19 protein-coding genes and 1 other annotated feature are annotated in these 18617 nt (G+C 59.0%); of the genes, 5 read left to right on the top strand and 14 right to left on the bottom strand.

Annotation, left to right across the window (positions count from 1 at the left end; translation table 11 throughout):
- Window positions 1-336: 336 nt before the first annotated feature.
- The 8 genes from J3349_RS13700 to J3349_RS13735 form a co-directional block, all read right to left on the bottom strand.
- The gene (locus J3349_RS13700) at window positions 337-1011 is read right to left on the bottom strand and encodes a sigma-70 family RNA polymerase sigma factor (RefSeq protein ID WP_158395025.1); all 675 of its coding nucleotides are present in this window, start codon (window positions 1009-1011) and stop codon (window positions 337-339) included.
- Between the two features lie 22 nt (window positions 1012-1033).
- Entirely contained in the window at window positions 1034-1471 is a 438-nt protein-coding gene (gene spoIIAB / locus J3349_RS13705; protein ID WP_015565629.1) for an anti-sigma F factor, read from the bottom strand.
- Window positions 1472-1798 (bottom strand): anti-sigma factor antagonist, encoded by a 327-nt coding sequence (locus J3349_RS13710; RefSeq protein ID WP_207677798.1) that lies wholly within the window; start codon window positions 1796-1798, stop codon window positions 1472-1474.
- Between the two features lie 93 nt (window positions 1799-1891).
- Window positions 1892-3157 carry a folylpolyglutamate synthase gene (locus tag J3349_RS13715; protein ID WP_207677799.1) on the bottom strand — a complete coding sequence of 422 codons (1266 nt, stop codon included), beginning with the start codon at window positions 3155-3157 and terminating at the stop codon, window positions 1892-1894.
- 4 nt (window positions 3158-3161) lie between these two features.
- Window positions 3162-3659 carry a VanZ family protein gene (locus J3349_RS13720; RefSeq protein ID WP_207677800.1) on the bottom strand — a complete coding sequence of 166 codons (498 nt, stop codon included), beginning with the start codon at window positions 3657-3659 and terminating at the stop codon, window positions 3162-3164.
- A 20-nt stretch (window positions 3660-3679) separates the two neighbouring features.
- Window positions 3680-6385, bottom strand: coding sequence for a valine--tRNA ligase (locus tag J3349_RS13725; protein ID WP_158395029.1), 2706 nt, complete (start codon window positions 6383-6385; stop codon window positions 3680-3682).
- A gap of 58 nt (window positions 6386-6443) precedes the next feature.
- Window positions 6444-6670 (bottom strand) — a binding site (T-box leader).
- 146 nt (window positions 6671-6816) lie between these two features.
- The gene (locus J3349_RS13730) at window positions 6817-8346 is read right to left on the bottom strand and encodes a hypothetical protein (protein ID WP_207677801.1); all 1530 of its coding nucleotides are present in this window, start codon (window positions 8344-8346) and stop codon (window positions 6817-6819) included.
- Between the two features lie 130 nt (window positions 8347-8476).
- Window positions 8477-10270, bottom strand: a complete 1794-nt coding sequence (locus tag J3349_RS13735) for a bifunctional homocysteine S-methyltransferase/methylenetetrahydrofolate reductase (RefSeq protein WP_207677802.1) — start codon at window positions 10268-10270, stop codon at window positions 8477-8479.
- 82 nt (window positions 10271-10352) lie between these two features.
- On the opposite strand from J3349_RS13735, the gene J3349_RS13740 reads away from it, so the two are divergent.
- The 4 genes from J3349_RS13740 (at window position 10353) to hflX (ending at window position 13007) form a co-directional block, all read left to right on the top strand.
- Window positions 10353-10619, top strand: coding sequence for a type II toxin-antitoxin system Phd/YefM family antitoxin (locus tag J3349_RS13740; RefSeq protein WP_149794350.1), 267 nt, complete (start codon window positions 10353-10355; stop codon window positions 10617-10619).
- Window positions 10616-10948, top strand: a complete 333-nt coding sequence (locus J3349_RS13745; protein ID WP_207677803.1) for a type II toxin-antitoxin system RelE/ParE family toxin — start codon at window positions 10616-10618, stop codon at window positions 10946-10948. Before J3349_RS13740 ends, J3349_RS13745 begins: the two co-directional genes overlap by 4 nt.
- Window positions 10949-11084: 136 nt before the next feature.
- A complete protein-coding gene (locus J3349_RS13750; RefSeq protein ID WP_242699666.1) occupies window positions 11085-11726 on the top strand; it encodes a GNAT family N-acetyltransferase in 642 nt (213 codons plus the stop codon).
- Window positions 11727-11741: 15 nt separating this feature from the next.
- Window positions 11742-13007: a GTPase HflX gene (hflX, locus tag J3349_RS13755; protein WP_149794353.1), complete on the top strand. Its 1266-nt coding sequence runs from the start codon at window positions 11742-11744 to the stop codon at window positions 13005-13007.
- A 60-nt stretch (window positions 13008-13067) separates the two neighbouring features.
- Here the strand turns inward: hflX and J3349_RS13760 are convergent, their stop codons facing one another.
- The 6 genes from J3349_RS13760 to J3349_RS13785 all read right to left on the bottom strand — a co-directional run bounded on the left by J3349_RS13760 (window position 13068) and on the right by J3349_RS13785 (window position 17574).
- Complete coding sequence (locus tag J3349_RS13760) at window positions 13068-13463, bottom strand: MarR family transcriptional regulator (protein ID WP_207677804.1); 396 nt, start codon at window positions 13461-13463, stop codon at window positions 13068-13070.
- A 100-nt stretch (window positions 13464-13563) separates the two neighbouring features.
- Window positions 13564-13740 (bottom strand): FeoB-associated Cys-rich membrane protein, encoded by a 177-nt coding sequence (locus tag J3349_RS13765; protein WP_207677805.1) that lies wholly within the window; start codon window positions 13738-13740, stop codon window positions 13564-13566.
- Window positions 13741-13776: 36 nt separating this feature from the next.
- Entirely contained in the window at window positions 13777-15969 is a 2193-nt protein-coding gene (gene feoB, locus J3349_RS13770; RefSeq protein WP_207677806.1) for a ferrous iron transport protein B, read from the bottom strand.
- 25 nt (window positions 15970-15994) lie between these two features.
- A complete protein-coding gene (locus J3349_RS13775) occupies window positions 15995-16216 on the bottom strand; it encodes a FeoA family protein (protein ID WP_015565615.1) in 222 nt (73 codons plus the stop codon).
- Window positions 16217-16296: 80 nt separating this feature from the next.
- Complete coding sequence (locus J3349_RS13780; protein ID WP_158402738.1) at window positions 16297-16512, bottom strand: FeoA family protein; 216 nt, start codon at window positions 16510-16512, stop codon at window positions 16297-16299.
- Between the two features lie 483 nt (window positions 16513-16995).
- The gene (locus tag J3349_RS13785) at window positions 16996-17574 is read right to left on the bottom strand and encodes a DUF3793 family protein (RefSeq protein WP_207677807.1); all 579 of its coding nucleotides are present in this window, start codon (window positions 17572-17574) and stop codon (window positions 16996-16998) included.
- A 369-nt stretch (window positions 17575-17943) separates the two neighbouring features.
- Between J3349_RS13785 and J3349_RS13790 the strand changes: the two genes are divergently transcribed.
- On the top strand, window positions 17944-18519 hold the full coding sequence (locus J3349_RS13790) for an AAA family ATPase (RefSeq protein WP_207677808.1): 576 nt from the start codon (window positions 17944-17946) through the stop codon (window positions 18517-18519).
- Window positions 18520-18617: the final 98 nt, after the last annotated feature.

Consider the following 18617-nt stretch of genomic DNA (forward strand, 5'->3'; position numbering starts at 1 on the left):
GAAAATAGGTTCCGTTACAAGTTTTTCGATATTGTTCAATTTTCAAGGTCCTGTAACGCCTCAGCCAAGCGGCTGACAGCTTATTAATTTTACCACCGAAGTGCCAGATTGTCAAGCACTTTTTTGAAGATTTTTTGAAGTTCTTAGGAGAACCAATCGACCTTCGTACTTTTCCTGTCACTTTTTCGGAGGTGTTTGTGCCAGACGTCCGCCTGACAGTAATGTATTTTAGCACAGACCCCCTCAAAAAGCAAGTCCTTTTTTCACTTTTTTTGAATTATTTTGCGGTTCGTCCTTTTGCCCAGTTTTTTCTCTCAGATTTGGCCGCTCTGTCCATCATTCGTCCAACAGCCTGTCCCGCATCACCTTTAATATCTTGCGCTCCCGCCGGGAGATCTGTACCTGCGTGGTATGGAGCAGTTTTGCCGTATCGCTCTGGGTCTTGCCCCCATAAAAGCGAAGCTGGATAATAAGCCTGTCCTCTTCGGGCAGGCTCTTCAATACCTCCGCCAGACCTATCTTATCCGCAAGCTCTTCCTCCGGCGACTCTACCGGAATATCCATCTGACGGTCGCCCTCTTCCCGGTTCTCCGGAGTCAGACTCAACGCAGGCTGCGCCGCCTGGATAGCCAGTGTGATATTCTCCACGCTTTCTCCCAGCTCCTCTGCCAGCTGCGACAGAGTAGGCTCTGCTCCGCAAAGCTTGCTGTGATGCTCCCGGGCCGCATTGATGCGCAGGCTCAGCTCTTTGAGTGACCGGCTCACCTTTACAGTGCCGCCGTCCCGGAACAGCTTTTTGATCTCGCCCAGAATGACCGGTACAGCGTAGGTGGAAAAACAGACGCCACGCGACTCATCAAACCCGTCATACGCTTTTACCAGCCCCATACACCCGGCGCTGTAGAGGTCGTCGTATTCAATGCCTCTCCCCCGGAACCGTCCGGCACAGGAATGCACCAGTCCCAGATTCTGCTCGATGAATGTGCTCCGCCGGGTCTTGTCCGTTACCATTGCGACGCCCTCTTTCTCTTTATTATGTAGAGCGCTCATCCAGACGCTTGGTCAGCACCACCCGCGTCCCCTTTCCGGGCTGAGAGGACACCTTGACCTTATCCATAAAGCTCTGCATCACCGCAAAGCCCAGACCGGAGCGCTCTTCCGGGTTGCCGGTGGTGAAGAGAGGCTCCATGGCCTTTTCGACGTCCGGGATGCCGATTCCCTTATCCGTCACCGTTATCTTCACCAGCCGCTCCGGGTAGACGGCGATGCTCAGGGTCACGGGACCGATGGCATCCGGGTAGGCATGGACGATGCAGTTGGTCACTGCCTCGGACACCGCCGTCTTGATGTCGGCCAGCTGCGGCACGGTGGGGTCATACCGAGCCAGAAAGGCCGCCGCTGCGCCCCGGGCAAAGGCCTCGTTGGCACTGAGCGAATCAAATTGGATCTTTGCACTGTTTTCCGCTTTCATTTATACCCCTCCTGATACTTCCCCGCCCGGCTCGGTGCAGGGGATGCTTGCAAGCTGTAAGACCCGCCGAAGCTGTTCCGGCGCGTGCTGGATGCGCAGACTGCCGCCCAGCGTCCGGGCGCAGCGCTGCCGTCCCAATATCAGCCCGATGCCCGACGAATCCATGAATCCCACTCCGCCGAGGTCCATCACCAGAATGCGCGGGCTGCGGGTGAGCAGGGCGTCGTCCAGCTGGATGCGAAGCCCCTGCGCCGCGTCGTGGTCGATCTCGCCGGCCAGATAGGCGTAGAGCACATCGTCCGCCGCGCTGAAGGTCACTGTCGCCATATCCTCATCTCCTTTTTTCTGGCATAAAGAAAAGACCTGTACACCTTTTCAGTGTACAGGTCTTTCGGGTTATTTTTTAGAGAACGGTGTCGCTCAGCGGTTCTCCAGCAGCTTTTCCGCCTCGAGGGCGATGGCCTCACTGCCGCAGACCAGCAGGCCGCGGCGGCTGTTGGCTTTCGCCTGCTCCACGGCCTCGGCCAGCGTCGGGCAGAACACCGCGTCGAAGTGATACCGTGCCTTTTCGGTCAGGCGCTCTGCCAGCGCCGCTTCCGTTCCCGCCGGGGCGACAAGGAAGACTTTGTCGAAGGGGTTCTCGCCCATGCCGGGCATAGTGCTCTTGTCCTTCTTCTGCTCTTCTGAAGTCAGTCCGGTCTCCAGTGCGGCAAGGAACGACTCCGCGCCTTCCTCCTCAGTCAGGCCGATAACGGCGCTCATATGGCGCACTTTCGCCATATTGAGGACGCGCAGAAGGGCTGCAGCCTGCTGCGGAGTACGGCAGGCGTCGAGGATGATGAGGGGCTTCTGGGACAGGACGCGGATGCTGCTGCGGTTCTCCACAGCGGCAAGGCCCGCCAGAATGGCCTCATCAGGGATCTCAAAGCCCTTGCGCCAGAGGGCCAATGCCAGCTCGACCGCGACGGCAGCATTGCCCGCCGCGTGACGGCCCAGGAAGGCCAGCGGGGCGGTGTATCCGCCGTAGTCCACCTTGCTGGTGAACTTTTCCGCCTCGAGGAAGGTGATGTCCTCGGCGTCGGGGACGACGAGCTCACACTCGGCCTTGGCCGCCGCCACCACCAGCTCACTCAGAACAGCCTTCGGCTGCTCCGGCGCGGTGACGCAGACGGCGTCTTTCCGCATGACGCCTGCGGCCAGTGCGGCCAGACGCTCCACTGAGCGGCTCACGCCGTCCGGGCCGATGGCCGTGACGGCGCAGACCGGCATCTGGGGCAGGGCCGATGCCAGACCGGCATCCGGCAGCTCCACCACAGCCAGCTTGCAGCCCGTCGCACCAAAGCAGCGGGCTGCAGCCGCCAGCTCTGCCGCCTCACGGGGCAGAGCCTTTGCGGCATTGAGAGCCTCGGCAGCCTGACAAAGCAGCACCGGGTCCACCGACACGCCGCCGATGGCGATGCGGGCCGACAGCGGCTCGCATCCGGCGCGATAGAAGCCGACGTGGAACGCCGCCTCCCGCAGGATGGCCGCCAGCAGACCGGCAGCAGCGGTCTTGCCCGCCGTGCCGGCCACACCGACGAACTGCACCTTCTGGACATCCGCCGTCAGGGCAGCGCGCAGCTCCTCCGCCGGGGCAAAGCCCTCGGGCAGAGAAGAAAAATATTCGTTTGCCTGTTCGATGGTCATTGCGTCAATCCTCGTTTCGATGTTTGTAGAGCAGCCAGCACATCCTGCACAGGGCCAGACAGAACAACCCCACCAGAATACCGGCCATCCCGCCCGAAAAATCCAGCCAGACGTCGGTGAGCTGGCTACTCCGGCCATCGCTGAACATCTGGATGGTCTCGTCCGTCAGGGCCGTGAGCAGACCGCCCAGGATCGGCCACGAGATGTGAACGAAAAAGTGCCGGGTATAGACCCGCAGGCAGAGAGTGAGCAGGAAGCCTTCCAGCGCATACTCACAGAAATGTGCCAGCTTGCGCACGATGTGGTCTGTCAGATGGTTTGCCACGCCGGGCATTCCCAGACGGGTGAACACCTTTTTCATCAGGAGCAATACTCGTCCGCTTGCCGATTCCGAGACGTCACCGATCTGCATGGAGTTGGAAAAGATGAAGACGATGCAGGCAATGAGCGCAAAGGTAAAGATGACTCGTGCCGCAATGAGCCAGGGAGAAGTTTTTTGCATATCTGGACCCGTTTTCCACATCAGCCCAGTGCCTTGATGCTCTGCTCAATGTTGGCAAGCTTATCCTGGCTCTTGGCGTGCTTATTGCGGATGTCCTCCACCAGAGCGGCGGGAGCGCGCTCGACGAACTTGGGGTTGTTGAGCTGGTTCTCGAACATGGCCAATTCCTTCTCGGCCTTGGCCTTTTCCTTGTTCAGACGGGCCAGCTCCTTGTCGCGGTCGATGAGCTCCATCATGGGGATGAAGCCGCGGGCGGCGTGGGTGGACACCTGCACCATGCCGTCGGTGCTGCCCTCATACTTTTCGGTGAAGGTCACATCGGTGGCGAAGGCGAACTTTGCCAGATAGACCTCGGCGCTCTGGAAGGGAGCCGGGTCAGCCGTCTCGATGATCATGCTGGTCTTCTTGGCGGGGTGGACGTTCATCTCGGTGCGCATGGTACGCACAGCCTTGATGTAGTCCATCACCTTCTCGAAAGCTTCCTCTTCGTCGGCCCAGTTGTGAGCTTCATCGAAGGTGGGCCAGCTCTGGGTCATGATGGTCTCGGCAGAGCCGGGCAGAGCCTGATACAGCTCCTCGGTGATGAAGGGCATGAAGGGATGCAGCAGCTTGAGGGCCTTGTCCAGCACATACACCAGCACGCGGCGGGCAGTGTCGGCCTGCTCGGCGTCGCCGGAGTTCAGGCGGGGCTTTGCGATCTCGATGAACCAGTCGCAGTAGACGTCCCAGATGAAGCTGTTGATCTTGGCAGCGGCCAGACCCATCTCGTAGTGGTCGAGGTTGTCGCTCATAGCGCCAGCCACCTGATTCAGCTTGGTCAGCACCCACTTATCGCTCATGTCCAGCTTATCCTCGCTGGGCAGGCCGGGCTGGAAGTCCTCGGGCAGGTTCATCAGCACGAAGCGGGTAGCGTTCCACAGCTTGTTTGCAAAGTTGCGGGCAGCCTCCACCTTCTTCTCGCTGTAGCGCATGTCGTTGCCCGGGGTAGAGCCGTCCACGAGCATGAAGCGCAGTGCGTCAGCGCCGTACTGGGCGATGACTTCCAGCGGGTCGATGCCGTTGCCGAGGCTCTTGGACATCTTGCGGCCCTGGCTGTCGCGGACGATGCCGTGGATGCAGACGGTGTCGAAGGGAGCCTTGCCGGTGTAAGCCAGACCGGAGAAGATCATGCGGCTGACCCAGAAGCCGATGATGTCGTAGCCGGTGACGAGGGTGTTGGTGGGATAGAAATACTTGAGGTCTTCGCTTTCCTCATTGGGCCAGCCCAGAGTGCTGAAGGGCCACAGAGCGGAAGAGAACCAGGTGTCGAGGGTATCGGGGTCCTGGGTGAGCTTGGTGCCGCCGCACTTGGGGCAGGTGCAGGGTGCGCTCTTGGCGACCACAGTCTCGCCGCAGTCGTCGCAGTACCAGGCCGGAATCTGGTGGCCCCACCACAGCTGGCGGCTGATGCACCAGTCGCGGGTGTTCTTCATCCAGTTCATATAGTTCTTGGTGAAGCGCTCCGGCACGAACTTGATGTCGCCCTTCTCCACGCTCTCGATGGCGGGCTTGGCCAGAGGCTCCATCTTGACGAACCACTGCTTGGACACCATGGGCTCGATGGTGGAGTGGCAGCGGTAGCAGGTGCCGACTTCGTGCTTCAGAGGCTCGATCTCCTTCAGGAAGCCGCCCTCCTTCAGGTCAGCGAGGATGGCCTTGCGGGCCTCGAGGGTGGTCATGCCGGCATACTTGCCGCAGTCCAGCACATGAGGCTCGTTGACGGTGTTCTTGCCTGCAGCAAACAGAGCGTCGGCAGCAGCCTTGTCGGCGGCGCCGGTCATGCGACCATCGTAGGTGAAGACGCGGACGATGGGCAGGTCATGGCGCAGGCCGACCTCAAAGTCGTTGGGGTCGTGGGCCGGGGTGATCTTCACGACACCGGTACCCTTGGTCATGTCGGCGTGCTCGTCGCAGACGATGGGGATCTCCTTGTTCAGCAGGGGCAGGATGACATGGCAGCCGTGCAGATGAGCATAGCGGGGGTCATCGCCGTTGATGGCAACAGCGGTATCGCCCAGCATGGTCTCGGGACGGGTGGTAGCCAGTTCCAGCATCTCGCCGGTCTCCTTGACCGGGTAGAGCAGGTGCCAGAAGCTGCCGTCCTTTTCCTCATACTCCACCTCGGCGTCGGAAATGGAGGTGTTGCAGTGGGGGCACCAGTTAACCATGCGGTTGCCGCGGTAGATGAGGCCCTTGTCGTACAGGCGGACAAAGACTTCCTTGACAGCCTCAGAGCAGCCCTCGTCCATGGTGAAGCGCTCACGCTCCCAGTCGCAGCTGCTGCCCAGCTTCTTGAGCTGGCTGACGATGCGGTTGCCGTACTTGGTCTTCCATGCCCAGGCGCGCTCCAGGAAGCCGTCGCGGCCCACCATTTCCTTGGTCAGGCCCTCAGCACGCATGGCCTCCACGACCTTGGCCTCCGTAGCGATGGAAGCGTGGTCCGTGCCAGGCACCCACAGGGCGGCATAGCCCTGCATCCGCTTGGTGCGGATGAGGATGTCCTGCATGGTGTTGTCCACGGCGTGGCCCATGTGGAGCTGGCCGGTGACGTTCGGAGGGGGCATCACGATGGTGTAGGGCTTCTTGTCGGGGTCGGCCTTGGTGTGGAAGTAGCCGCCATCCAGCCAGAACTGGTAGATGCGGTCTTCCACCTGGCTCGGATCATACTGTTTTGCGAGTTCTTTCATAGTATCCTCCCAGATGAATAATTGGAGTGGGACGAAAAAAGCCGCCCCACGGAGCGTTCCATGGGACGGCTGTAATATAACCGCGGTACCACCCAAATTGCACACGGCTTTCTGCCGTATGCCCCTTGATGCCCCGATAACGTGGGGCAGACCCGGAGGCGACTACTCCTGTTTCCCCGCCTCTGCTCAAAAGCGACAGCACACCGCACCGCCATACCGGGTTTTCAGCAGCCCCCGGCTCTCTGGATGGCGAAAACGACGCACACTCTTTTTCCTTGCATTTATAAAAAGAATATAGCGTTTTTTGTGCGTTTTGTCAATCTCTTTTTGTCCGGAACAAAATTTTCACAGCTGCCGTTCAGCGTACGGGCCGCGCTCAGACCGCCGTTCTTCTGCCGAATGGGCCGGACGTGGCTGTCCCGCTCTGCCATTCAGCTTTCCCTCCTTTTCAAAACAGCCGTGACACGGCCCTTGAGCTGATTGAACTCCGGCGCGTTCCGGTGGAGCACCACCATGACAGCCCCGAACAGCAGCGTATACAGCACACCGTCCAGCAGAAACCAGCCGATGTTCTTCGCCGGGCAGAAGCTCACCCATCCGTAGGAGACAGCGGCCAGCGCCGCGACGACAGCGGCGCGTTCGGCGTAGCGGACAAAGTAGTCTTTCAGCTTGCCCTGCCAGTCTTCCCGGATGCCGTAGCGCATCAGGATGTAAGGCTCCATCCAGAGGCAGGTCGTCACGGTGCTGATGACCGTTCCGCCCAGAATGCCTGCCACGCCGAACTTCTGCACCAGCAGCAGCGACGCTGCCAGATTGATGGCCGATTCGAACAGCGGCTTATACCGGTCGTACCAGAACAGGCCCTTGGCTTCACGGAAGAGCAGGTTGACCTTCCGCTGACCCGAAACATAAAATTCCGTCACGAGGACGGCGACTGTCGCCGTGGAGAAGCAGTATTCCGCGCCGAAGCAGAGGGTGATAAAAGCGTTGAACAGTGCGAACAATCCCGCCGTCCAGTAAGCGTAAATGACGAAGAAGAGCAGATCCAGTTCCCGGTAGATACTGTACACCCGCGTCTCATCCTCGATGGCTCCCAGATTGCCCAGACTTCCGGTAAAGGCATTCGAGAATTTATCCATCAGGTTGTTGATGCCGGACAGAACGAGCTTGTAGTTGGAGTAGATGCCCACTGACAATAAACCCACGAAGCTGGACATCAGCAGGCTGTCCGTGTTCCGGACGATGACCGTTCCCAGCTTGTGGAAGCTCATGGCACCGACGTTCCGCAGGATGCCGTGAAATTTTTCTTTTTCCGGCAGCTCCCTGCACTCTTTCAGGTAGGGAAATTCCTTATCCACCTTGACCGATACGATGATGTTCGGGATGAACTGCATCACAAACTGCACCGCCAGATAAAGGATAAAGTTTCCGGTCAGCACGATGAGGACGATTTGGAACAGAGTCTTGACCGCGTCGCAGAGCTGCGCCCAGAGGTTGCGGACATAGGCTTTCTGGTAGGCCAGATAGATGGAGTTTTTATAGCTCAGCAGATAGGAGCAGACCGAGTTTGCCACATACATCAGATAGATGAGCCGCAGATGCTCGATGCCGCTGCTGTCCTTGATGAAAAAGCCCAGAAACGGCATCAGTGCAAGGCCCACGAGCAGCACCACGACCGCCACGATACGGTAGAGGAGCCGGTAAAGGTTCATCAGCTGCGCCAGCCGATGCTCATCATTCTTCGCAGCCGGCTCATACAGGCTGTATATCATCGCCGTGCCGATTCCAAGCTCTGCAAGGTTCAGGATGCCTAGTACATCGGTGAACAGTCCGTTGACACCCAGATATGCCGCCGACAGATAGTGGATGAACACCATCCGGCTGATGAACAGCAGCACCTGATTCATGAGCTGTCCACCCACATTGACGACCATATTGATAAGGGTATACCGTGTCCGCATTTTTCTTATGTCTCTTCCTTTTCGAGTGTGGCCCGCTGCATTCGCTGCAACAGGGTCCACAGGGACCCTGTTCGTTATTCTTTATTATAATATCATCTCATTGCGGCGCTTTCAACGATTTATCTGTATTTCAGCCTTCCGCGTCCAGAAGCTCCGTTTTCAGCCGGGCAATGAGCCGCTCCATCAGGGCCACACGGTTGAAGGGGGTCATGAGATAGAAGCCGTCGGCGTAGGGCAGAGCCTCCCGGGCCATCTGCATCGACACCTCAAGGCCCAGCGCCTCGCCCTGCTCCCGGTCGAGTCCCGCGAAGCGCTGGATGATGTCCTCCTCCACATGGATGCCGTTGATCTCGTTTTCCATAAAGATTGCGTTCCGCTGGCTGACCACGGGCATCATGCCGGCCAGAATTTTAGCCCGTTCGCCCAGTGTCTGCCGGGCCTTGCGGAGATTCTCCACCGCCTGTGCCGACAGCACCGGCTGGGTCAAAAAGCCCGACATCCCGTTTTCCAACTTTTCCACGGCCCGGCGCAGCTCCACGTCAAAGTTCCGGGCGTTGAGATTCAGCGCACCAAAGACGGTCATGGCCGAGGGCATCTCCCGGCCCTCCCCGGCCAGCGAGACGATGTACTGGGCCAGTTTGCGGGAGTTGAACTGGTAGACATTCTTCACCTCGTCCCGCTCTGCGGTGGGGATGGGGTCGCCGGTGATGGCCAGCACCTCCCGCACGCCCTCGGCGTAAAGGCCCAGCAGAAGGGCCTTGGTGGCGTTGAGGTTGCGGTCGCGGCAGGTCATGTGGGGCAGAGCACACATTCCCAGTTCTCGGTGTACCCGGCAGGCCACGAGGGAGGAATCCATCCGGGCCTGTGCGATGGGGCAGTCGGCGATGGTCAGCAGGTCAGCGCCTGCGGCCTGCAGCCGCCGTGCGCCGTCCAGATAGCCGCTCAGGTCGGCCACCCGGGGCGAATCCAGTTCAATGGCGATGACCTTCTCACCTGCGTTCAGTTTCCGCAGGAAAGTGTCGTCTTTTTCCACCGCCGGTGCAGCCCCGGTGGAAAGTTTCGCTGCCGGAGCGGCTTCGGTCTGCTGGGGCAGGGCATCCAGCTCTGCACGCAGGGCCGCGATGTGGGCGGGCGTCGTGCCGCAGCAGCCGCCCAAAATACGGACGCCCGCAGCGGCGATCTGCCCCATCTCCCGGGCGAAATACGCGGGCTTGCCCTGATACAGCACCCGCGCCCGGGTGACCACCGGATAGCCCGCGTTGGGCATCACCGACAGGGGCAGCAGCGTCTCGCCAAGGCTCTGCACCAGTTTCTTCATCGCGCCGGGGGCCGAGACGCAGTTCAGGCCCACGGCGTCCACCACGCCGCTCTGCTCCATCCGGCGCAGCAGGTCGCGGAACAGCAGGCCCTCGCGGGTGTAGCCGTCCGGCAGCACCGCGAAGGACACCATGACAAAGGCGTCCGGCACGGCCACACGCAGTGCCTTTACGGCCTCCACAATGCCCACATCGGAGCTGAGCGTCTCGAACAGAAAGTTCTTTGCACCCAGTGCGGCGAACTGCTGCGCCACAAGGCCGTAAGCGCTGCTGGCCGGGGCAGCTTCGGTGTCCGGGGCCGGGCCGAGGTCAGCGAAGACAGCGGCGTCCTTCTCGGCAGCAGCGTCACAGGCCAGCTTCCAGCCCGCCTCGGCCAGCTCTTCCCAGCCCGGCATCTGGGCCGCCGCCATCCGGGGCAGACCGAAGGTGTTGGTCTTGATGGCCTGCGCACCTGCGGCCAGATATTCCGCATGGACCTTCTTCACGCCCTCGGGGTCGGTGAGGTTGGCCATTTCGCAGTCCGCGCCCGGTGCCGCTTTATAATAGGTACCCATGCCGCCGTCGAACAAAAGCGGCTTGCGGGCAAGATACTCTCGGATGTCCGTCATAGAAAGGTTCTCCTTTTTTATTTTCCTTGATTTTATAAAGAAATTCAGGTATAATTTTTGTATGAAAGTGAGGTGCTTTTGGATGCCCAAGATTCGTTCCAGCGCAGACCTGCGCAACAACTACAATGAGATCTCCACCTTCTGCCACGACTACGCCGAGCCGGTGTTCATCACCAAAAATGGCAAAGGCGACCTTGCCGTGATGAGCATCGAGACCTACGAGGCCCTGACCGCCCGGTTCGATTTGTATGCGAAATTGCAGGAAGGTCTGGATGATGTGGCGGCGGGAAGAACGCGCCCGCTGGATGAGTTCATGCAGGAACTGCAAAACAGAAGGAGTCTTCGATGAACTACTTTATCGATGTTGCCGCTTCTGCTCAGCGTGACCTTGCAGATGCCTTCGACTATATCGACCTGACCTTGAAAAATCCCTCTGCTGCCGACAAGTTGGTTGCCATCGCATGGAAGAAATTCCGTTCTCTCGACACCTTCCCACAGCGTTTTTCACTTGTGAATGACCCATTTCTTTCCTCTTTGGGAATCCGGCTCATTCCAGTTCAAAACTATCTTGCATTTTATAAAGTCGACTCTTCCACCCAGACCGTCCACATCCTCCGCTTCCTGTATGGTCATAGCGACTGGCAGGCTATCCTGCGGGCGGATGTTCTTTCAACCTGAGCATTCTCCCCGGCCCTTTGCCGGGGAGAATTTTTATGCAGTCATCTTCAGTTTAATGAAGTTTGCGCACTTGTCAAGCATTTTTGCCCCGAAGCAGCCCATTTTGCTTGCGCCGAAGCCGGTTTTGTGCTATTCTATGCATATTTACAATGGTTGGGAGGAATGTATCATGCGCCACGCCGGCACACAGGAAATCGAAACGCCGCGGCTGCTTCTACGCCGCCTTATGCCGTCGGATGCCCCGATGATGTACTCGAACTGGGCCAACGACCCGGAAGTCACCCGCTGGCTGCGCTGGACGCCGCACAAGGATGTGGCCGAGACGCAGGAGCTTCTGAGCGCATGGGCGCTGCTCTATCCCAACGAGGACTACTACCAGTGGGCCATCGTGGAAAAGGCCACCGGGCAGGTGTTTGGCAGCATCGGCGTCTTTACCTCCTCCAGTGTAGAGCCGGACCGGGACCCCTGGCCTGGCTTTGACCACAGCAACGGCGTGTGGGAGCCGGGCTACTGCATCGGCAGAGCATGGTGGGGCAAAGGCTGCACCACCGAAGCTCTGAAAGCTCTGGTAGAATACTGGTTCAAGAATACAGACAGTAATTGGCTTGCCTGCTCCCACGCCGTGGAGAACCCCGCCAGCGGCAAAGTCATGATGAAAGCAGGCTTTGTTTACGACCACGAGGCCGTCTACCACAAATTCGACGGTACAGCGATACCCTGCAAGTGCTATGCCCTGACGCGAGAACACTACGAATCGCTATATTCTCCAAACAAATGACAGAAAGGAATCATTTTGAGCGAACTTTACGATATTTTAGTCGAAACTCCCCCGACGAAGGTCATCCTTCTCGCCCTCGACCAGGGCCTGTGGGACTGCGAGCGCAGCCTTGCCGAGCTGGCTGCGCTGTGTGAGGCCAACCACATGGAGGCCGTGGCCGAAGTCACCCAGAAGCGCCAGACCCCTGAGACCGGCATCGTGCTGGGCAGCGGCAAGCTGGAAGAAGCCGCTGCTGCCGCAGCAGAGCTGGGGGCCGAGTGCGCCGTCTTCGACGGTGAGCTGACCGGCAGCCAGATCCGCAACATCTCCACGGCCCTCGGCGGCCTCGAAGTCATCGACCGCACCATGCTCATCCTCGAGATCTTCCGCAGTCGCGCCGTGACCAACGAAGGCAAGCTGCAGACCGAGCTGGCGCTTCTGCGCTACCGTCTGCCCCGCCTGCAGGGCATGGGCGAAAGCCTGAGCCGTCAGGGCGGCGGCGGTGGCGGCGGCGGCGGCGCCCGCCGTGGTGCCGGTGAAACGAAGCTCGAGCTCGACCGCCGCCACGTCCACGCCCGCATCGACGCACTGGCTGAGAAGCTGGCCGAGATGGAAAAGCGCCGGGGCGAGAGCCGGAAAGCCCGCGCCAAGACCGGAATGCCGGTGGTCAGCCTCGTGGGCTACACCAACGTGGGCAAATCCAGCCTGATGAACGCCCTCTGCGGCCCCAGCGTCGCCGAGGCCGATATGCTCTTTGCCACCCTCGACCCCACCAGCCGGAAGCTCGTCCTGCCCAGCGGCATGGCCGTGCTGTTGGTGGACACCGTTGGCTTCGTCTCCCGTCTGCCCCACAATCTGGTGGAAGCATTCAAGTCCACGCTGGAAGAGGCCGCATGGTCGGACGTCATCGTCCGGGTGGCTGACGCCGGCGATGAGCAGCGGGAAGAGCAGCTGGCCGTCACCGACGAAGTGTTGGACGGCCTCGACTGCGCCGACATCCCCCGCCTGACCGTCTACAACAAGTGCGACAAGCCCGGCGCGCTGAGCTTCGACCCCGACATCCTGCTCACCAGCGCCAAGACCGGCTACGGCCTTGACAAGCTGCTGGCCAAGCTGGACGAGACCCTCAGCGACCGCGTCCACACCATCCGCGTTCTCCTGCCCTACGATAAGCTGGGCCTCGCCGCCCCCATGCGGGAGCGCGGCAGCGTCCAGCTCGAGGAGTACCGTGAAGACGGCCTCTATCTCGAAGGCATCGTCAAGACCGAAGACCTCCACTGCTTCGAGGGCTATCTGGTCTGAGGACCCGCATACGAAAAGAACCGGACTCCGCGGAGTCCGGTTCTTTTGCCTTTCAAGGCATCAGCCTGCGGCAGGAGGCGCTTCCTCTGCGCCCATCAGCTGGTCGTACCGGCCGGTGAACACCCGTTCCGGCAGGGCCGCCGTCAGGGCGAGGGCGGCGGTGAACCGCTCCTCATCGGTCAGCTCTTCCTCCACCGGAGGGAAGTGCGCGAGCACTTCGTCCAGCTGCTTTTTGACCTCCCGGGCCACGAAGATGCCCCGGTCGGTGAGGTAGATCTTGCCGTAATACTCCTTGACGATCATCCCCCGCTCCATCAGCAGGTTCATCACCCGCACCACCGAGGGTTTGGTCACGCCCAGCTTCTCGGCGATGCTGCGGGAGCTGATGTCAAGATGGGTCTGCGAGACCTCATAGATCGCGAGCAGGTACCGCAGGTGTGCTGGCGTCAGTTCCATCTCGTATCACTCTCTTTTCGTTATATCACACGAACTTTTGGTTTATAAAAGGGGCGCGGGCCAAAGCCTTGACCCGCGCCCCCTTCTCCTACGCGATCGCTCAGTGGCAGCCGCCCTTGCAACTGCTGCAGCTTCCGCCGCAGTCGCAGCCGCCGCTGCAGCCACTGCAGCCGCCATGCTTATGAGAGTGCCAGGTGATCCAGCCTACACCGCCAAACACGATGGCTCCGACGATGATCGTCGGCAGATTGAAATTAGCAGCCAGAAACTCCATCATAACAATGCACTCCTTTCAGCGCGTTTTGAGAAGTTTTTACTTGATCTTGGAAACGTCGATCTTGACCTCGTTGTCGTTCACATACTTGTTGGGACGGACCATCAGGTAGATGAAGGCCACCAGAATGACAGCAGCCACGATGGTGAAGAAGTTGAAGCTCAGCTCGCCGGTGATGATGCCGCCCAGCTGATACACGACCAGAGCGGAGCAGTAAGCCAGTGCGCACATATAGCCGATGGCGAATGCCGTCCACTTGCCGTTGTTCATCTCACGCTTGATAGCGCCCATAGCAGCGAAGCAGGGAGCGCACAGCAGGTTGAAGATCATGAATGCGTAAGCGCTCAGAGCGGTGTAATCTGCCGCAACGAGGTTCCAGATCTCATCGCCGTTCTCAGACAGCTCCTCGCCGCCGAAGTGATACAGGACGCCGAAGGTACCGACGACGTTCTCCTTTGCGATCAGGCCGGAGACAGAAGCGACGGTAGCCTTCCAGTTGCCGAAGCCCAGAGGAGCGAAGATCCAAGCGACTTTGGTTGCGATAGCCGCCAGCACGGAGTTGTCCTGATCCTCTACCATGCCGAAGGCGCCGTTCTCGAAGCCGAAGCCCTGCAGGAACCACAGGACGACAGTAGCAGCCAGAATGACGGAACCAGCACGCTTGATAAAGGACCAGCCGCGCTCCCAGGTAGCACGGAAGACATTGCCCCAGGCGGGGATGTGGTATGCGGGCAGCTCCATAACAAAGGGAGCGGGGTCACCCGCAAAGGCCTTGGTCTTCTTCAGAATGATGCCGGAGCAGATGATGGCAGCCATGCCGATGAAGTAAGCAGAGACAGCCACCAGAGAAGAACCGCCGAACATCGCACCTGCGATCAGGCCGATGATGGGCATCTTTGCGCCGCAGGGGATGAAGCAGGTGGTCATGATGGTCATGCGGCGGTCACGCTCGTTCTCAATGGTACGGGAAGCCATGACGCCCGGGACGCCGCAGCCCGTGCCGACCAGCACGGGGATAAAGCTCTTACCGGACAGGCCGAACTTACGGAAGATACGGTCCATGATGAAGGCAACACGGGACATATAGCCGATGTCCTCCAGGATGGACAGCAGGAAGAACAGGACCAGCATCTGGGGAACGAAGCCCAGGACCGCGCCGACACCGGCGACGATACCGTCCATGATCAGGCCGTACAACCAGCCTGCCACGCCGATGCCCTCGAGGAAGCCGCCCAGCGCGTTGGGGACGATCTCACCGAACAGGACGTCGTTGGTCCAGTCGGTCGCAAACGTGCCGATGGCCCAGCCGCCGTCGGCGATGGAAGTACCCATAGACAGGGAGTACATCAGGTACATGATGACTGCGAAGATAGGCAGAGCCAGCACACGGTTGGTGACGATCTGGTCGACCTTATCGGAAACGGTCAGGTGCTCGACGCGGGCCTTCTTCTTGACAGCCTTATCGACGACACCGTTGATGTATGCGTAACGCTGGTTGGTGATGATGCTCTCGGCGTCATCGTCCATCTCAGTCTCGCAGTCCTTGATGTGCTGGTCGATGTGAGCGATCAGGTCGGAGGAGAGCTTCAGCTCATCCATGACCTTGTCGTCGCGCTCGAACAACTTGACAGCGTACCAGCGCAGGAAGCGGTCATCGACTTTGCCCTGGATGGACTCCTCGATGTGAGCGATGGCGTGCTCAACGCTGCCGGTGAAGACGTGGGGCAGCTCGCCGCCCTTGCCAGCCTTTGCAGCAGCCATAGCAGCCTTTGCAGCAGCCTCGGTGCCTTCGCCCTTCAGTGCGCTGATCTCAACAGCCTGACAGCCCAGCTCGGCGCTCAGCTTCTTCAGGTCGATCTTATCGCCGTTCTTGCGGACGAGGTCGATCATATTGACAGCCATGACCACGGGGATGCCCAGCTCGATGAGCTGAGTGGTCAGGTACAGGTTGCGCTCGATGTTGGTGCCATCAATGATGTTCAGGATGGCATCGGGCTTCTCCTTGACCAGATAAGTACGGGAGACGACTTCTTCCAGAGTGTACGGAGACAGGGAGTAGATACCGGGCAGGTCCTGGATGATGACATCCTTCTCGCCCTTCAGCTTGCCTTCCTTCTTCTCGACGGTAACGCCGGGCCAGTTGCCGACGTACTGATTAGAGCCGGTCAGATTGTTGAACAGGGTAGTCTTACCACAGTTCGGGTTGCCGGCCAGTGCAATTTTAATGCTCATTGCAACTCCTTTCCTCTCGTTACGATCAAACGACTTCGATCATTTCGGCGTCGGCCTTGCGCACGCTCAGTTCGTAGTTGCGCACGGTCAGCTCCATCGGGTCGCCCAGAGGGGCGACCTTGCGGACGTAGATCTCCACACCCTTGGTGATGCCCATGTCCATGATGCGGCGTTTGACCGGGCCTTCGCCGTGCAGGCGCGCCACGGTGGCAGTTTCGCCGACCTTAACGTCTTTCAGAGTCTTCATAAAAAATCCTCCTCTGCTTGTCTTTCTATTCAGAGACTATCCAGTTTCGGAGCGTCTCCCAAACAGCGTTTTGCCGCTGCTCAGCCGATCATAATGCGGTTTGCCATCGTCTTGTCGAGGGCCAGACGGCTCTCCTTGACCTGAACGATGAGGTTGCCTGCGATCTCATTGACGATCGTCACCTGACTGTCCACCACAAAACCCAGCTCCGCCAGATGCAGACGCACTTCGTCCTTGCCGGTGATCTTCCGGATGGTGACGGTGTCGCCTGCTTTTGCCATAGTCAAAGGCATCATAATTGTTCCACTCCCATTCGTGCTCCCCATTCTGCAGGGAGCTTTTCAGTTCGCTTTTTTCGTCCTCGGGGATGGTCGCACCAGCCAGACGCCGCAACGCGCTCGCTCATGCCCGCGTCCCCCTCCGAAAAGCTACGGCAGTTAGTCAGTCGCAACTATCAGCATTGATAGTTTATACTTACTAACCCGCATTGTCAACCATTTTCCGGCTCAAAAAAGTTAGTTTGTATGAACAAACAAATTTTCTTCTCTTATTTCAAGAAGATTTTTACAGTTTCTATATGCTAACTTTGTTTGCACATATTTACGATTTTTCTCTTTTACACTCCCCGCAAATGACACAGCCGCCCGGTGCAGGGGGTATTCTGCAACGAGCGGCCGCGTGTCAAAAGGAGGATTCTTCCCGCCAGTGCGTGGTTTCGCTCTAGCGGGCGCCAGGATAAAAAGAGAGTATTTGGAAGAGAATGTCAAAATTCAGGGGCGTCAGGCTGCAATAGCCAGACGCTGGATGGGCGTTCCGCTGCGGAACAGGCGGAGATATACTGCCGTACACTTGTTCAACTGAGCAAAATGCCGCTGGGCGGCATTGGGGTCACCATAGGCTTTCCAGCAGCCGCAGCAGGTGAAGTTGCGGCCCGCATTTTCGATAAAGCCCACCACATCGTGGAGCGGATAGCCCAGAAATACGCCGATTTCATGGGGAAAATCGGCCTCGCAGCAGAGCCGGCGGGACAGCTGCCGCAAAAGCGGCGCGTAGTCGTCCGACTGCTCAGGCAGAGTGTAGCCTTCCTTGCACAGGAAATCCCGCACCTGCGGCTGGGCCAGCACAGCGCGGAGCTTGCTCTCGCGGTAGACATACACCAGATACCGATGGGTCCGCACACAGCCCTTGAGGACGCGGACACAGAGGCCCTTTTCGCCCAGCTGTTCGTTCCAGCTGCGGACGCGGCGGGCAAGGTCGGCGCGGTCGCTCGTCTCGTAGCGGAAAAGTCCCGCAGGCTTTAAGCTGGCCAGCACCGGGGCGCACTGTTCGATCATGACTGTCTCAAAGTTGCGTTCCATGTCTTCGGCCTCCCTGCCCGTTTTCCACTATTGTCTCCTGCCGTGTGGTGCTTATGCAGGGGATGCGGTTAGAAAAAACTAACCGATATTTCAAAAAGAATGCGGCAGCCTGCTCATCTCGAGCTTCTTCCGCTTCTGGGTTAGTCATTTCTAACGTGGCATTATCTTACCATAGGTCTGGCTCTGTGTCAACACCTTTTTTGTAAAAATATTTGCTCCATTTTCTCCGCCGTGCTATACTGAGCCAAAGCTGATATAGCAATTCAACTTTTTAATGCAACAGCAACAGCGTTGAATTGCATATCGCAACTATGCTGTTTGGATGTTGCACTAATTTCTTGACTTGCGATAAAAAGGAATGGTATCCCCATGCATCTTATCTCACCCGAAGAGCTGACCTCGGCCATCGCCGACCGTCTGGCCCGACAATCTGCCGTCCTCGTCGCACTGGATGGCCGCTGCGGCAGCGGCAAAACGACGCTGGCCGCACAACTGACAGAGCGTTTTCCTCAAAGCATCACCGTCCACACCGATGACTTCTATCTCCCGCCATCCCGGCGTGTCACGGGCTGGGAGAAGATTCCCTGCGCCAACATGGACACCCAGCGCCTGCGGGATGAGGTCGTCGCTCCCGCCCGGGCAGGGCAGGCATTCTCCTACCAGGCCTACTCCTGCCGCGAAGGTGTCTATCTGCCGCCGCGTCCCCTCGGCTCTGCGCCGCTGGTCATCGTGGAGGGAAGCTACAGCCATCATCCCAGCCTTGCACCCTATTATGACATAAGAATATTCGTCACCTGCTCTCCCGATGAGCAGGCTCGGCGGCTCCGCAAACGGGAGGGGGAGCTGTATTCGAATTTTGTGGAGCGGTGGATCCCGCTGGAAGAGGGGTATTTTGCAAATTACTCCATTGAGGAGAACGCGGAGATGATGGTCGTTACTGATTGACGGCCTCGCGCGCCGGGCAGTTTTCTCTTTCGGTCAAATAGCTTTGCGCTCCGCGCGGGCCAGAGGTAGGGAGGGGTGTTTCGAATCCCCCCTCCCTA

It is taken from the genome of Faecalibacterium sp. Marseille-P9590, assembly GCF_017377665.1.
Classification (GTDB): Bacteria; Bacillota; Clostridia; order Oscillospirales; family Ruminococcaceae; genus Faecalibacterium.

What these genes read in the sequence shown, in the direction of transcription:
- J3349_RS13750 (WP_242699666.1), top strand. Translation starts at nt 11,085, where the DNA reads ATGCATATTTACAATGGTTGGGAGGAATGTATCATGCGCCACGCCGGC.
- J3349_RS13780 (WP_158402738.1), bottom strand. Translation starts at nt 16,512, where the DNA reads ATGATGCCTTTGACTATGGCAAAAGCAGGCGACACCGTCACCATCCGG.
- J3349_RS13735 (WP_207677802.1), bottom strand. Translation starts at nt 10,270, where the DNA reads ATGACGGACATCCGAGAGTATCTTGCCCGCAAGCCGCTTTTGTTCGAC.
- J3349_RS13775 (WP_015565615.1), bottom strand. Translation starts at nt 16,216, where the DNA reads ATGAAGACTCTGAAAGACGTTAAGGTCGGCGAAACTGCCACCGTGGCG.
- spoIIAB (WP_015565629.1), bottom strand. Translation starts at nt 1,471, where the DNA reads ATGAAAGCGGAAAACAGTGCAAAGATCCAATTTGATTCGCTCAGTGCC.
- J3349_RS13710 (WP_207677798.1), bottom strand. Translation starts at nt 1,798, where the DNA reads ATGGCGACAGTGACCTTCAGCGCGGCGGACGATGTGCTCTACGCCTAT.
- J3349_RS13715 (WP_207677799.1), bottom strand. Translation starts at nt 3,157, where the DNA reads ATGACCATCGAACAGGCAAACGAATATTTTTCTTCTCTGCCCGAGGGC.
- J3349_RS13745 (WP_207677803.1), top strand. Translation starts at nt 10,616, where the DNA reads ATGAACTACTTTATCGATGTTGCCGCTTCTGCTCAGCGTGACCTTGCA.
- J3349_RS13720 (WP_207677800.1), bottom strand. Translation starts at nt 3,659, where the DNA reads ATGCAAAAAACTTCTCCCTGGCTCATTGCGGCACGAGTCATCTTTACC.
- J3349_RS13730 (WP_207677801.1), bottom strand. Translation starts at nt 8,346, where the DNA reads ATGCGGACACGGTATACCCTTATCAATATGGTCGTCAATGTGGGTGGA.
- J3349_RS13790 (WP_207677808.1), top strand. Translation starts at nt 17,944, where the DNA reads ATGCATCTTATCTCACCCGAAGAGCTGACCTCGGCCATCGCCGACCGT.
- J3349_RS13700 (WP_158395025.1), bottom strand. Translation starts at nt 1,011, where the DNA reads ATGGTAACGGACAAGACCCGGCGGAGCACATTCATCGAGCAGAATCTG.
- J3349_RS13785 (WP_207677807.1), bottom strand. Translation starts at nt 17,574, where the DNA reads ATGGAACGCAACTTTGAGACAGTCATGATCGAACAGTGCGCCCCGGTG.
- J3349_RS13765 (WP_207677805.1), bottom strand. Translation starts at nt 13,740, where the DNA reads ATGATGGAGTTTCTGGCTGCTAATTTCAATCTGCCGACGATCATCGTC.
- J3349_RS13725 (WP_158395029.1), bottom strand. Translation starts at nt 6,385, where the DNA reads ATGAAAGAACTCGCAAAACAGTATGATCCGAGCCAGGTGGAAGACCGC.
- J3349_RS13760 (WP_207677804.1), bottom strand. Translation starts at nt 13,463, where the DNA reads ATGGAACTGACGCCAGCACACCTGCGGTACCTGCTCGCGATCTATGAG.
- feoB (WP_207677806.1), bottom strand. Translation starts at nt 15,969, where the DNA reads ATGAGCATTAAAATTGCACTGGCCGGCAACCCGAACTGTGGTAAGACT.
- J3349_RS13740 (WP_149794350.1), top strand. Translation starts at nt 10,353, where the DNA reads ATGCCCAAGATTCGTTCCAGCGCAGACCTGCGCAACAACTACAATGAG.